Annotated in this window: 11 protein-coding genes; 3 read left to right on the forward strand and 8 right to left on the reverse strand. The window is 68.5% G+C overall.

Features of this window, described 5'->3' with window-relative positions; translation table 11 throughout:
* Nucleotides 1-5: 5 nt before the first annotated feature.
* The 6 genes from ACZLZQ_RS00580 to ACZLZQ_RS00605 all read right to left on the reverse strand — a co-directional run bounded on the left by ACZLZQ_RS00580 (nucleotide 6) and on the right by ACZLZQ_RS00605 (nucleotide 7,253).
* Nucleotides 6-881 carry a CheR family methyltransferase gene (locus ACZLZQ_RS00580; protein WP_472947595.1) on the reverse strand — a complete coding sequence of 292 codons (876 nt, stop codon included), beginning with the start codon at nucleotides 879-881 and terminating at the stop codon, nucleotides 6-8.
* Complete coding sequence (locus ACZLZQ_RS00585; protein ID WP_472947596.1) at nucleotides 881-1,507, reverse strand: HEAT repeat domain-containing protein; 627 nt, start codon at nucleotides 1,505-1,507, stop codon at nucleotides 881-883. The genes ACZLZQ_RS00580 and ACZLZQ_RS00585 overlap by 1 nt, the downstream gene beginning before the upstream one ends.
* The gene (cheB, locus tag ACZLZQ_RS00590) at nucleotides 1,494-2,642 is read right to left on the reverse strand and encodes a chemotaxis-specific protein-glutamate methyltransferase CheB (protein ID WP_472947597.1); all 1,149 of its coding nucleotides are present in this window, start codon (nucleotides 2,640-2,642) and stop codon (nucleotides 1,494-1,496) included. Before cheB ends, ACZLZQ_RS00585 begins: the two co-directional genes overlap by 14 nt.
* A 39-nt stretch (nucleotides 2,643-2,681) precedes the next feature.
* A complete protein-coding gene (locus tag ACZLZQ_RS00595) occupies nucleotides 2,682-4,253 on the reverse strand; it encodes a chemotaxis protein CheW (protein ID WP_472947598.1) in 1,572 nt (523 codons plus the stop codon).
* A gap of 94 nt (nucleotides 4,254-4,347) precedes the next feature.
* Entirely contained in the window at nucleotides 4,348-6,273 is a 1,926-nt protein-coding gene (locus ACZLZQ_RS00600; protein WP_472947599.1) for a methyl-accepting chemotaxis protein, read from the reverse strand.
* Between the two features lie 395 nt (nucleotides 6,274-6,668).
* Entirely contained in the window at nucleotides 6,669-7,253 is a 585-nt protein-coding gene (locus tag ACZLZQ_RS00605; protein ID WP_472947600.1) for a TetR/AcrR family transcriptional regulator, read from the reverse strand.
* A 156-nt stretch (nucleotides 7,254-7,409) separates the two neighbouring features.
* Here ACZLZQ_RS00605 and ACZLZQ_RS00610 point away from each other — a divergent pair, with 156 nt between their 5' ends.
* The 3 genes from ACZLZQ_RS00610 to ACZLZQ_RS00620 are packed head-to-tail and all read left to right on the forward strand — an operon-like array spanning nucleotide 7,410 to nucleotide 11,210.
* Nucleotides 7,410-7,907, forward strand: coding sequence for a (2Fe-2S)-binding protein (locus tag ACZLZQ_RS00610; protein ID WP_472947601.1), 498 nt, complete (start codon nucleotides 7,410-7,412; stop codon nucleotides 7,905-7,907).
* Nucleotides 7,904-8,962 carry an FAD binding domain-containing protein gene (locus tag ACZLZQ_RS00615; RefSeq protein ID WP_472947602.1) on the forward strand — a complete coding sequence of 353 codons (1,059 nt, stop codon included), beginning with the start codon at nucleotides 7,904-7,906 and terminating at the stop codon, nucleotides 8,960-8,962. The genes ACZLZQ_RS00610 and ACZLZQ_RS00615 overlap by 4 nt, the downstream gene beginning before the upstream one ends.
* Complete coding sequence (locus tag ACZLZQ_RS00620; protein WP_472947603.1) at nucleotides 8,955-11,210, forward strand: xanthine dehydrogenase family protein molybdopterin-binding subunit; 2,256 nt, start codon at nucleotides 8,955-8,957, stop codon at nucleotides 11,208-11,210. The genes ACZLZQ_RS00615 and ACZLZQ_RS00620 overlap by 8 nt, the downstream gene beginning before the upstream one ends.
* A gap of 107 nt (nucleotides 11,211-11,317) precedes the next feature.
* Here the strand turns inward: ACZLZQ_RS00620 and ACZLZQ_RS00625 are convergent, their stop codons facing one another.
* Nucleotides 11,318-12,001: an RraA family protein gene (locus ACZLZQ_RS00625; protein WP_472947605.1), complete on the reverse strand. Its 684-nt coding sequence runs from the start codon at nucleotides 11,999-12,001 to the stop codon at nucleotides 11,318-11,320.
* Between the two features lie 28 nt (nucleotides 12,002-12,029).
* The gene (locus ACZLZQ_RS00630; RefSeq protein ID WP_472947607.1) at nucleotides 12,030-13,034 is read right to left on the reverse strand and encodes a hydroxyacid dehydrogenase; all 1,005 of its coding nucleotides are present in this window, start codon (nucleotides 13,032-13,034) and stop codon (nucleotides 12,030-12,032) included.
* Between the last annotated feature and the right edge of the window lie 11 nt (nucleotides 13,035-13,045).

Here is a 13,045-nt window from a genome sequence, read left to right on the forward strand (position 1 = left end):
GCGCCTCAATCGGCCCCTCTGGCCTTCTGGTAGATGATGGTTCCGGCAAAGCTGCGGGGGGTGAACAGCGAGGAGATGCGGCTCATGCTCTCGGAATGCCCGAGGCAGAGGAAGCCGCCGGGCTTCAGGCAATCGTAGAACGCCTCCACGGTCTGGCGCCGCGACAGATCGTCGAAGTAGATCAGCATGTTCCGGCAGAAGATCACGTCGATCTCGCGGTAGCGCGCCATTTGCGCGGGGTTGGCGACATTGACCGCCGAGAAGTCGACCGAGCCGCGGATCTCCTCGCGCAACTGGAACCGGCCGGGGCCCGCGGCGGAGAAATACTTCTCCCGCAGGGCCGGCGTCAGGCGGTGGATGGCCCGCTCGCCATAGCTGGCCTGCCGCGCCTCCATGAGAACGCGCGTATCGATGTCGGACGCTCGGATCTCAATGCCGAAATCATCCGCCCGGTCCCAGTTCTCCAGGATCTGGATGGCGATCGAATAGGGCTCCTCGCCGGTCGAGCACGGGACCGACCAGATCGAAATCGTCGAACCCTCCGGGCGGGTGCGGGCGATCTCCGGCAGCACCCCGTCGATCAGCGCCTTGAACTGGTAATCCTCGCGGAAGAAATAGGTCTCGTTGACCGTCATCGCGTTGACGAGATGCTGCAGCTCCTCGCCGGAGGCCTGGAACCGCAGCGTGTTGAAGTATTCGCCGAAGGAACGTGCCCCGGTCTTCTCCAGCCTCTCCTGGATCCGCCGCTCGACGAAATAGCCCTTTCGGTCGGTGAAGGAGATGCCGGTCTGCCGGTAGAAGAACTCGTTGAACTTGGCGAACTCCTCCTCGGAGATGACGCGCGCGCTGGCTCTCAGCGCCTGTGCGGCGACGGTCGTCATCAGGATGCCCTGATGCGGCGAAGCGCGACCTCGACGGCGAAGGCGATGAACGGCTCCCCGGCAAAGCGGTCCGCGAGCGCCTCGAGCGGCGCCACCGCGCGGTGGTCACCGATCTCCGTCAGGCCGTCGACTGCGGCGGCACAGACGTTGAGATGCCCGTCGGTCTCGATGACGCGCTGCAGAAGAGCCGGGGCGTGCCGGTGCGCCATCTTCGACGCGATGTTGACGGCGAGAATGCGCAGGTCGCTGTCATCGCTCGTCAAGAGCGTGCCGAGCAGCGGCTCGACCTCGTCGGGCATTGCAAGGAGCGCGTCGACGACGGCGCTGCGCAGCGCCGTGTCTTCGACCGAGAGATAGGCGGTCAGCGCCCCCGCGATCGCCGGCGACCGGTTGTCGATGAGGGCGTTGAGGATCGCGCCGCGCACGCTGACGGCAGGCTCTGCGGCGAGGTGCGCGACGAGGAGGGCCGCGCCCGCTTCGGTCGAGGCGAGCCCGCGCGCGGCGCTGCGGCGCTCGGCGGCGGCGGGGGATGCGAGAAGCCGGCTCTCGGCCTCGGCATCCCGCGGCAGAGGGGCCGGCGTGTCCGCCGGAGCGGCGTCGATCTTCTCTGGTCTAACGAGCGCCATGTCGGTTTCCTCTCGGTTCGGCGGACGGCGCACGCGACAGCCAGGCGCTCAGCTGTCCGGCGATGCGCTCGCTCGGCAGGACCAGCGAGGCCCCGCCGAGCTTGATGAGTTCGTTGGGCATGCCGAAGACGACGCAGGTGCGCTCGTCCTGGGCGATCGTCCGCCCGCCCCGCTGCTTCAACAGCGCCATCGCCTGTGCGCCGTCATTGCCCATGCCGGTAAGCTGGACGCCGATCAGGCTGGTGGCGGGCATGACGTCGAGGGCGCTGGTGACGAGCCGCTCGACGCTCGGGTGCCAGAGATGCTCGCGCGAGGCCGGCACCGGGCTTGCGACCGGCCCGAGCGGCCCGCGGGTGACCAGCAGGTCGGCATCGCCCTTGGCGATGTAGATCGTGCCCGGCTCGATCGGCATCTGGCGGTTGGCCTCGACGATCGGCAGCGCGGCGATGTCGTTGAGACGCCGCGCGAAGACGCCGGTGAAACTGCCGGGCATGTGCTGCGCGACGAGGACCGCCCAGGGAAACCCCGCGGAGAGTTTCGGCAGGATCTGTTCTAGCGTGCCCGGACCGCCGGTAGAGACACCGACGAGGACGAGGCCAAAACGGGCGGTGGTGGTCCCATCGGCTTTGCCCCCGGACGGGGCGGCGGCGGACGGACCGGCGCCGGACAGCGAACGGTCGGCACCGGCAAGGCCGGATCTGGCCTCGGCGATGCGCCCGCGCAGCGACGGCGCCCGGCGGACCCGCGCCTCGGCGGCGCCCCGCACCTTGGCGAGGATCTCGCGGTGGATCTTGTCGATCGACAGCGAGATGGTACCGCCGGGCTTGTGGACAAAATCGACGGCCCCGAGGCTCAGCGCCTGCAGCGTCGTCTCGGCGCCCTCCTCGGTGATCGAAGAGACCATGACGACCGGCCGCGGGCTCGCCAACATGATGCGGGACAGGCAGGTGATGCCGTCCATCTCGGGCATGTTGATGTCGAGCGTCACGACGTTCGGATCGAAGTCGTCGATGGCGGTCAGCGCCTCCACCCCGTTGCGCGCCGTGCGCACCTCGATGTCGGGCTGCGACCCCAAGAGGTCCGTCAGATGCTTTCGCATCAAGGCGGAGTCGTCGACGATGAGTACCTTGATCATGCCGTCCTCCGCTCGGCCACGCGCCTTTGACCCGTGCCGTCAGGCGGCCTGCGTCAGCGCTTCGCTCTCGCCGACGTTCAGAAGCTCGACGACGTCGAGGAGGAGGATCATCCGCTTCTGCTCCGCGAGATTGGCGACGCGCTTGATTAGCCGCTGCTGCTCGCCCGACAGGCTGGGCGCCGCGCCGATCGCCGACGCGGGAATGCGGATGACCTCGGAGACGGAGTCCACGACGAAGCCGGTGCGGGCGCCGCGGACGGTGAAGACCATGATGCGCTGCCGGTCGTTGCGCGTGGCCGTGGCGAGCTCGAAGCGGCGGCGCTGGTCGATCACCGGCAGCACGATGCCGCGAAGGTTGATCACCCCCTCGATGAAGGACGGCGTGTTGGGGATGCGCGTGAGCTGGTCCGGCACGCGCACGATCTCCTGCACGGCATCGATGCTGACGCCGTATTCCTCATTCATCAGGCGGAAAACGACGAACTGTTCCTCGTCGGCGGCGACCCGCTCGCGCGGTTCGCCGCTGTCGATCTCCATGGTGGTCATACCGTCCTCCGTTGCGCCGACGACCTCCTTCAGGTCCTGGATGTTGAACATGGTTTCCGCCGAGAGGACGGAGACCAGGCGCTCGCCGCCCTGCAACCGGCAGATCGCCTGGATGTCGTTGCCGGGCCCGGCCTGGCCGAGGAGGCTCGGCACCGGCTCGACCTGCGAGCGGGCGACGCGCAGGACTTCCTTGACGCTGTCCATCACGACGCCGACGGAAAAGCGCCCGTCGCCGCCGAGCGAGACGACGACGACCTTGTTGGCCTCGGTCAGCCGGACGGCCGGGAGCCCGAAGAGCTCGCGCAGCGAGACGAGCGGCAGCAGCCGGTCGCGCAAGGTGATGACGCCGAGCACATGGCCGGGCGCATTGGGGACGTGGGTGACGACCGCCGGCATCTGGACGATCTCCTGCACGGTCTCGATCGGGAAGGCGTATTCCTGCCCCGCCACCTCGAAGCTGACCAGCTGGTCCTCGTCGGCCAGACGCTCCTCTTGCGTGTCGGTGTTCGGCTTCTGGCCGCCGTCGGCCTGGCGTGCGGTGCTCGCCGGGCGGTCGAGGATCGCGCTGAACTCGCGCTGGACGAGGCGTTTGGCGTCGAGGATCATGACCATCGAACCGCCGTCCACCGCCTTGATCATGCCGGTGAGGACGTCGGTATCGACGAGCGTGCCGATGGTCTCGGCGGCCTCGATGCGGTCCGCCTCGACGGTGACCACATTGGCCATGCGGTCGACGACGAGGCCGACGGCATGGCCGCGGTCGAGCACGACGACGCGGGTGGAATCATCGTGGGCGAGCGCGGGAAAGTTGAAGGCATCGCGCAGGTTGATGACCGGCAGCACGGTGCCGCGCAGATTGGCAAGGCCCTCGAGCGAGCGCGGGCTGAGCGGCAGCCGGACGATGTCGGGGAAGCGGATGATCTCCTGAACTTCCGACAGCGACAGCGCGAACATCTCGTCTTCGATGTGGAAGATCACGAACTGTCGGGTCCCACCGGCACCGCTCTCGGCGCGCCCGGCACCCTTCTCTTCGCCCGCGGAGGGCGCCTCAGCCAAAACCGGCATGACGGAAATTCCTTTTCTGGGTGCAGGATGAAGCGCAGGCGGCGCGCGCTGGTGGAAAAAGGGCCGGGCAGCGTCCCGCCGCCCGGCCAAAGGCTCAGGAGGCCTGCAGCTCGTCGGCGAGCGAGGCGATCTCCTCGATCGCGGCCGCGAGCTGCTCGGCGCCCTTCGACTGTTCGCGCGCTGCGGCGGCGGCCTCGGTCGTCGAGCGCGTCGCCTGGTTGGCGGCGGCGCCGATCTGCTCGATGGCGACCTGCACCTCGCGCACCAGCCGGCCGATCTCCTCGGCACCGGCGAGCGTCTGCCGGTTGCCCTCGAGGACGGCGGCCATATCGGTGCCGACGGTGACGAGATTGGCCGAGATCAGCTTGTTGCGGTCGACCTCCACCTCCGCCGCGTCGGCGATGCTCTGAAGGTCCTCGCGCACCGTGACGATGGTGTCCTGGATCGCCTTGACGGTATCCTTGATGCGGTCGGCATTCTCGGCGGAGTCGCGGGCGAGATTGCGGATGTCGGTGGAGACGACGGCAAAGCCCTTGCCGAACTCGCCCGCCCGCGCCGCCTCGACCGAGCCGTTCACGGCCAGCATGCTGGTCTGGATCGAGACGGTGGTGATGGCGTCGACGATCTTGTCGATGCGCCGGCTGATCTGCTCGATGCCGCTGATCTGGTCGCGGCTGGCGCGGCCGGTGACGACCGAATGCGCCACGCCCTGGATCAGCGAGTCGATCGCCGCCTTGTTCTCGACGAGGCTCGCGGAAATCTCCTCGACCTGATCAAGCGCGGCGCGCGCCCTTGTCTGCGAGAGGTTGGAGCCCTTCTCGATCTGGCTGATCGCGGCGGCCGATTGCTGGGTCGCGGCGCCTTGCTGCTGGGCGCCCTGATTGATCTGGTCGAGCGCGGTCATGATCTGGGTCGAAGCCCGGGTGATCTCCTCAACCGCGCTCGACAGTTCCTCGGCGGCCGAGGCGACTTCCTCCGCGCTCTTGCCGACATTGGCACTGTTCTTCAGCTCATCCGACAGGGCTGCGAGTTCCTGTGCCGCCTGCTCGCTCTGCCCGAGCGCCGCGGTCTGCTGAGCGATGGTCTTGCTGACCTCTTCGCAGGCCGCTCCTTGCTCCTCGGCGGCGGCGGCGATGATCTCGGCGCCCTTGTGGGCCTCGCCCGCCGCTGTGTTCGACTCCTCGTTGGCCCGCGCGATCTCCCGGCACGCCGCGACCAGCTCGGTCATCGCACCGCGGATCTGCGTCAGCCGGTCGGTGACGACGACGCCCTTGCCGGCTTCCGCGCGCGCCGAGGTCGCGGATGTCGAGATGCCCTCGGCGACGAGCTTCACGCCCTCCTGGATCTGCGTGATGAGTTCCTGGATATCGCGCGCTGACTTCTCGCTGGTCTCGGCGAGCGTTCGCACCTCGTCGGCGACGACGGCAAAGCCCTTGCCGTGCTGCCCGGCGCGCGCCGCCTCGATCGCCGCGTTGAGGGCGAGGAGATTGGTCTGGTCGGCGATGCGGGCGACCGCCTTCACCACCTCGCCGATCGTCGATGCCTGGCGGTCGAGTTCCTCGACCATCTTGGCGGAGTTCTCCTGGCGTTCGGACGCCCGCGACACCGCCGAGATCGAGCTGGAGAGTTGGTTGCTGACATCCTGGATCAGGCCCTGCAGCGTCTCCGTCACCTTCACCGACGCATCGGCATTGTTGCGCGCGTCGAGGATAAGGGTAGCGCTGCGGGCGACCGCCTTGACCGATTCCTGCGCAGCACCCGAGGCCTCCTCGGCACCAGCGGCGATCTGATCTGCAGACTTGCGCAGCTCTTCGGCCGCCGAGGCCGATTCCGCGACGCCCGCCGAGAGCTGGTTCGCCGCCGTGGCGATGCGCTCGGCCGCCTTCTGGTGCCGCGCGAAGGTGCGCGCCTGACGCTTCTGCGCCTCGGCCACGAGCCTGACCCCGCCGACATGCGATTCCTCATGGTTGATGAACGATCCGGGCGTGGTCCGGACAGCACTTTTCTTCGTGAGCGCCATCGGCCTCATCCTTCCTGATAGTGATGGGTTTCGTTGCTGCGGTCGAAAGACGGCTGCCACGCGAGCCAGATCGACTTCCCGTCGATGTCGAGGCCGCATCGGTCCTCAGCGCTTGATCGGCCAACGTGGCGGCATCAGCAACTCATAGGAACGAAGGCTTGCGCAAGCCTGTTTTAATTTGAAATTATACTTGTAATGGAATATTCTAATCTGATATTATCGTTTTATATCGTAAAATAAATACAACTTACGAAAAGGTACGTATACAATTACTTTAAAGCGGGGATGGCTTTATAGACCCCCGTCGATCGCGGGGCCCTCCCTTCGCTGGGCCGAGCGCGACCGGAGACTGCGCCGCGCGCGCCCGGGACCCAAGACGCGTTATCGACCCGCGTTCACGCCGGGCGCTTGAGAAGGCCGTCGATGAAGATATCGAGGAGGCGCATGACGTTGGCTTCCCAGCCGGGCCCCTTGCCCATCATCGACATCCCGACCAAGGCATGGAGCACGTCCTCCGGCGCGACGTCGTGGCGGATTTGGCCTGCGGTCACGGCTTTCCCGAGAAGCAGTCCGATCGCCCGCGTCAGGTGCTGGAAGGAAAAGGCGTAGACGTCGGAAGACTTGTCCACCGCCAGGGCCAGCGCCGTCAGCATGCCGTGCTTGGTGGCGACCAGCTGGATGCCGCCGCGCGACCATTGCCGCAGGGCCTCGACGGGATCGGGCCCCTCTGAAAGGCGCTCGGCAAGACGCGCCAGCTCCTCGACCTCCCGGCGGTAGACGGCCTCGAAAAGTGCCTCGCGGGTCGGGAAATGCCGATAGAGGGTGCCGATCCCGACCCCGGCGCCCCGCGCCACCGCCTCGAGACTGGCCGCGGACCCGCCGCAGCGGAACACGTCGACTGCGGCGGCGAGCAACCGCTCCCGGTTCCGCACGACGTCGGCCCGCGGCTTGCGCATTCCCTTCTCCGGTTCGCTTGCCATCTTACAGTTTGGAACTCCTCGAAGCTTGTAAGCGGAGGCGCCCTCCGTATATGCTCTGCGAACGTCGCACGGGGATCCGTGTGGACGTGTTTTGCGGGCCAGCCGTGCAAAAGTCACGGATGGTCCCGGTTGATACCGCACGAGACGGGGGAAAGCATGGCCCACTCCATCCGACTGACCATTAACGGGGAGGAGCGGCGGATCGACCTCGACGATCCCCGCGTGACGCTCCTCGACCTCCTGCGCGAGCGGCTGGACCTCACGGGGACGAAGAAGGGTTGCGACCGCGGGCAGTGCGGCGCCTGTACGATCCTGGCAGATGGCCGGCGGATCAATTCCTGTCTCGCGCTGGCGCTGAGCTACGACGGCGCGGAGATCACCACCATCGAGGGCCTGGCGGAGAACGGCACGCTGCACCCGGTCCAGGCCGCCTTCATCGAGCATGACGGCTTCCAGTGCGGCTTCTGCACGCCCGGCCAGATCATGAGCGCCGTAGGTCTCCTCGCAGAGAACCAGGCTGGCGGGGACCCGGAGCGGGTGCGCGAGGGCATGAGCGGCAATCTCTGCCGCTGCGCCGCCTATGCCGGCATCACCGAAGCGGTGCTGGAGGCCGGCCGCCGGATGGCCGCGTCGGCCGGGGAGAAAGCGGCATGAGAAACTTCGACTACGTGCGGGCAATGAGCGTTGCCGAGGCGGTCGCCGCCGCGGCCGGGCCGGATACGGCGTTTCTCGCCGGCGGCACCAACCTCCTCGACCTGATGAAAGGCGACGTCGCCCGCCCCGGCCGCCTCATCGACATCACCCATCTGCCGGGCCTCGACAGCATCGAATGGCAGGCGGACGGATCGGTGCGCATCGGCGCAATGGTGCGCAATGCGGACCTCGCGCATGACCCGCGCTTTGCTGCGGCCTACCCGGCCGTTGCCGAGGCGCTCCTGTCTGGAGCGTCCGGACAGTTGCGCAATGCCGCGACGGTCGGCGGCAACGTGATGCAGGAGACCCGCTGCCGCTACTTCTACGACACCGCCAGCGCCTGCAACCGGCGCGAGCCCGGCAGCGGCTGCGACGCGCTCGGCGGCGAAAACCGGCTGCATGCGGTGCTTGGATGGAGTGACGCCTGCATCGCCACGCACCCTTCGGACTTCTGCGTCCCCCTCGCCGCGCTCGGCGCGATGGTGGAACTGGAAGGCGCGGCAGGTCGCCGGCAGGTGCCGATGGCAGACTTCCACCGCCTGCCCGGCGACACCCCGCAGGACCGGACGGTGTGCGCGCCGGGCGAGATGATCGTTGCCGTCCTGCTGCCGCCGGACGCATCGGCCTTTAGCGGTCATTCGCGCTACCTTAAGGTGCGCGAGCGGACGTCCTATGCCTTCGCCGTCGTGTCCGCCGCGGTGGGCCTCGACCTTGAGAATGGGCGCATCCGCGCGGCGCGCATCGCGCTCGGCGGCGTCGCCGCGCGCCCCTGGCGCTGCACGGCGGCCGAGGCGGTGCTCGTCGGCCAAACGCCGAGCCGTGAGGCCTTTGATCGGGCCGCCAAGGCCGCGCTCGAGGGGGCCACGCCCTCCGGCGATAATGCCTACAAGATCGTGCTCGCCGAGCGCATTGTCGCGCGCGCACTGCAGCTCGCGGCAGCCGGCACGCCGGAGCGCCTTCCGGCGCTTCCGGCATCGCCCTTCGCCGCGCAGTCCAAAGGGGACCTCCATGTCTGAGACCACCTTGAACGAGACCGGGACCCGCCGGCGGCACGGCTCCAACATCGGCCAGCCCCTCACCCGGCGCGAGGGCGTCCTGAAGGTGACGGGGGCTGCGACCTTTGCGGCCGACAATCATCCGGCCGGCATGCTTTATGCGGTCGTCGCCACCAGCACGATCGCCCGCGGCTGCGTCACCTTCCTCGACGAGGCGGCCGCGCGGGCGCATCCCGGCGTCGTCGAGGTCTTCACCCCGGCAAACCGCCCGCCGCTGGCGTCCGATCCGGACGAGAAGTCCAACCCCTTCATGTTCCGGATGGACCTCCTGCAGAACGCCAGCGTCCGCTATCCCGGACAGGCGATCGCGCTGGTGGTGGCAGAGACGCTGGAAGCAGCGACCGAGGGCGCCCTGCTTCTCGCCCCGCGCTACGAAGCCGAGCCGGCGCGCACCGGCCTCGACGGCGCCGAAACCTTCTCGCCCGACGTGGTCGGGGCGGGCAACCCCGCTTTTGAGGAGACCGGCGACCTCGACGGCGCACTCGCCGCGTCTGCCCACCGCATCGAGGCGGTCTACGAGACGCCCGCGCAATACCACAACGCGATGGAGCCGCATGGCGTCGTCGCAAGCTGGGAGGGCGACACTCTCTCGCTGGACATGCCGACGCAGGCGCTCGGCATGGCCCAGCAGCGCATCGCCGGCCTCTTCGGCATCGCGCCGGGCGACATCCACATCCGCAGCCCCTTCCTCGGCGGCGGTTTCGGCTCCAAGGGCTTTCCGGCCGGGCCGCAGGTGCTCGGCATCCTCGCTGCACGCGCGCTCGGCCGCCCGGTCAAGCTGGTGCTGCGCCGGGAGCAGATGTACGGCCCCGTCGGGCACCGCGCCCCGACGCGCCAGGCGATCAGCCTCGGCGTCTCCGAGGACGGGGCGCTGCGGGCCATCGGCAACCACACCCGCACCGCCTCCAGCACCTTCGACGACTTCCTCGAGCCGGCGGCGAGCGTTGCCCATACGCTCTATGCCAGCCCCGCCATCCGCACGAGCTATGAGGCGGTGCGGCTGGATACCGGAACGCCGATGTTCATGCGGGCGCCCGGCGAGGCGACGGGATCGATCACGCTGGAAAGCGCGATCGACGAGGCCGCCTTCGCGGTCGGGATGGATCCGCTGGACTTCCGGCTGAAGAACTATGCCGAGGTCGAGCCGATCTCCGGCAAGCCGTTCTCGTCGAAATCCCTGCGCGAATGCTACCGGCTGGGCGCCGAGCGCTTCGGCTGGAAGGGGCGCCCGGTCGAGCCGCGCGCGCGCCGCGACGACGCCGGCCTCCTCGTCGGCTCGGGCGTCGGCACGGCGACCTTCCCGGCGCTGATGTTCCAGGCCAACGCCCGTGCCACCATCCACCGCGACGGCAGCGGCCTTGCCGAAATCGGCGCGCAGGACATGGGGCAAGGCGCCTGGACCGCTCTCGCCCAGATCGCGGCGGACGCGCTGGGCCTCGGGATCGACGAGGTCGAGTTCCTGTCCGGCAGTTCCGATCTTCCCGATGCCGGGATCGCGGGCGGATCGGCGCATACCGCGACCGCCGGCATGGCGCTGCACTCAGCCGGCGTCAACGTGATCGCCAAGCTCGCCGAGATCGCCACCACCGACGAGCGCTCGCCGCTGTTCGGCGCCGGCAATGTTGGAACCGTCGCCGTCGATGGGCGCCTGGTGCGGCGCGATGACGAGAGCCGGGGCGAGAGCTTTGCCGACATCCTGCAGCGCGCGGGCCTCGACCTCGTCACGGCGGAAGGCAAGAGCGCCGGCGATCCGGCGGCGCAGGAAGCCTACGCCATGCATGCACACGGCGCGGTCTTCGCCGAGGTGAAGGTCGATCCCGATCTCGGGCAGATCCGGGTGACGCGCCTCGTCGGCGCTTTCGCGGCCGGGCGCATCATCAACCCCAGAATGGTGGAGAGCCAGCTTCTTGGCGGGATGGTCTGGGGCGTGTCCTTCGCGCTGCACGAAAAGGCGATCACGGACGCGCGCTCCGGTCGTATCCTCAACGCCGATCTCGCGGAGTACCACATCCCGGTAAACGCCGACGTCCCGTCGATGGAAGCCATCCTGGTGCACGAGGACGATCCGCACGTGAATGCCCTCGGCATCAAGGGCGTCGGCGAGATCGGCATCACCGGCACGGGCGGCGCCATCGCCAACGCGATCTGGCACGCCACCGGCAAGCGCATCCGCCGCTTCCCGATCGGCCTCGCCGATCTTCTCGACTAAGCCGGCGAGCCTCCTGCGACGGAGCGGTTCTCTCCGTCGCAGGAGGATTTTCGTGCGTTAGAGAGACGAAGCGCGGGACGGTAGAACCGCCCCTCCCTGTTTCGGGGTCAGCCGATATCGGCGTAGGTGCATCCGGCCTTTTCGAGGGCCTTGTCGACCCAGGACCGGTCGACCGTGCCGGCATCGGTCTCCTCCATCTGCCGCGTCTCGGCAGCGTGCTTCCTCTGCGCCCCCGCGAGCACGGCCGCGGTGTCGCCGCGGGCGACGGCGAGGACTCCGTCCATGTCGCCCAGCATCAGGTCGCCCGGCGCGATGGTCATGCCGTCGAAGGCGATGGGGTAGCCGATCTCGCCAGGGCCATCGCGGTAGGGGCCGCGGTGGTTGATGCCGAGGGCGAAGACGGGAAGGTTGCGGACGAGGAAGGCCTCGGCGTCGCGCACCGCACCGTAGAGCACGAAGCCGGCGACGCCGCGCTTGATCGCGTGTGCCAGCATCAACTCGCCCATCAGCGAATTGGTGAGGTCGCCGCCGGCGTCCATGACGATGATGTCGCTGGGCTCGGCCATGTCGATCGCCTTGTGCAGCATCAAATTGTCGCCCGGGCGCGTGCGAACGGTCAGCGCAGGCCCGGCAAGGTTGCCATCCTTGTGCATGGGCCTGAGGCGCGGGCCGGCGGAGGCGAGGCGCGACATGGAATCGCTGACATTGGCGACCGGCAGCGCGCGAAAAGCCTCGACGGTGGCGGCGTCGACGCGGGTCCAGTGGCGGTTGATTCTGAAGCCTACGGGCATGGTGGCACTTCCTGTTGGGGTCGGGAGATCAGGCGGCGAGGGTATCGGGATGCGACAGACTGGCGGCGTCCGGCGCCTTACCGTCGAGCACGTCAATGATGTGGCGGGCGGCAATCTCGGCCATGGCGCGGGCCGAGCCATTGGTAACGCCGCCGATGTGCGGGGTGGCGACCAGCGTGCCGAGCGGCCAGAGCGGGCTGTCGGCCGGCGGCGGCTCGACCGCAAAACTGTCGAGCGCAGCGCCGGCAATGCGCTTTGCGACGAGCGCCTCGGCCAGCGCCGCCTCGTCGATGATGCCGCCGCGGGCGGTGTTGACGATCAAGGCGGTCGGCCTCATCAGCGCCAGCCGGCGGGCGTCGATCATATGCCGTGTCTCGGTGGTCAGCGGGCAGTGCAGGCTGATTATGTCCGCGGCGGCGACGAGGTCGTCGACGGTCTTCGCCTCGGTATAGCCGGCAGCCAGAATCGCCGCGGACGACATCGGGTCGTAGACAGTGACCTCCATGCCGAGCGCCTCGGCAAGCCGCGCGGTGTGGCGGCCGATGGCACCGAAGCCGACGAGGCCGATCAGCGATCCCGCGATGTCGCGGCCGATGAAGGTCGGTTTCGGCCATTCGCCGGATTTCACGGCGCGGTCGAGCGGCAGGACTTCCTTGATCAGCGCCAGCGCCAGGGCAATGGCGTGCTCGGCGACGGCGAGCGAGTTGGAGCCGAGCGAACGCAGCACCGGGATGCCGCGGGCGTGGGCGGCGCGCAGGTCGATATTGTCGATGCCGACGCCATGCTTGACGATTACCTTCAGCTTCGGCGAGGCGGAAATGACGAGGTCGTTGACCTTCCCCTGGCGCACCATGATGGCGTCGACGCCAAGGTCGCGCGCCCGCTCCGCCACGACTTCCGGCGCGTCGTAGGGCGGCGAGAAGAAGACGTCGATGTCGTGGGCGTTGAGGAGGGCGATGGCGCTCGGGGCGATCTGCGTGTGGGTCACGAGGATCCGGCGGCTGCGGCCGCTGCCATTGGGGGTGTCGCTCATGGCGAGGGCTC

This window comes from Mesocryomonas lacus (assembly GCF_055730105.2).

Excerpts from the sequence above, each read along its gene's own strand:
- ACZLZQ_RS00595 (WP_472947598.1), bottom strand. The coding sequence starts at position 4,253 with ATGCCGGTTTTGGCTGAGGCGCCCTCCGCGGGCGAAGAGAAGGGTGCC.
- ACZLZQ_RS00600 (WP_472947599.1), bottom strand. The coding sequence starts at position 6,273 with ATGGCGCTCACGAAGAAAAGTGCTGTCCGGACCACGCCCGGATCGTTC.
- ACZLZQ_RS00625 (WP_472947605.1), bottom strand. The coding sequence starts at position 12,001 with ATGCCCGTAGGCTTCAGAATCAACCGCCACTGGACCCGCGTCGACGCC.
- ACZLZQ_RS00620 (WP_472947603.1), top strand. The coding sequence starts at position 8,955 with ATGTCTGAGACCACCTTGAACGAGACCGGGACCCGCCGGCGGCACGGC.
- ACZLZQ_RS00610 (WP_472947601.1), top strand. The coding sequence starts at position 7,410 with ATGGCCCACTCCATCCGACTGACCATTAACGGGGAGGAGCGGCGGATC.
- ACZLZQ_RS00605 (WP_472947600.1), bottom strand. The coding sequence starts at position 7,253 with ATGGCAAGCGAACCGGAGAAGGGAATGCGCAAGCCGCGGGCCGACGTC.
- ACZLZQ_RS00585 (WP_472947596.1), bottom strand. The coding sequence starts at position 1,507 with ATGGCGCTCGTTAGACCAGAGAAGATCGACGCCGCTCCGGCGGACACG.
- ACZLZQ_RS00615 (WP_472947602.1), top strand. The coding sequence starts at position 7,904 with ATGAGAAACTTCGACTACGTGCGGGCAATGAGCGTTGCCGAGGCGGTC.
- ACZLZQ_RS00580 (WP_472947595.1), bottom strand. The coding sequence starts at position 881 with ATGACGACCGTCGCCGCACAGGCGCTGAGAGCCAGCGCGCGCGTCATC.
- cheB (WP_472947597.1), bottom strand. The coding sequence starts at position 2,642 with ATGATCAAGGTACTCATCGTCGACGACTCCGCCTTGATGCGAAAGCAT.
- ACZLZQ_RS00630 (WP_472947607.1), bottom strand. The coding sequence starts at position 13,034 with ATGAGCGACACCCCCAATGGCAGCGGCCGCAGCCGCCGGATCCTCGTG.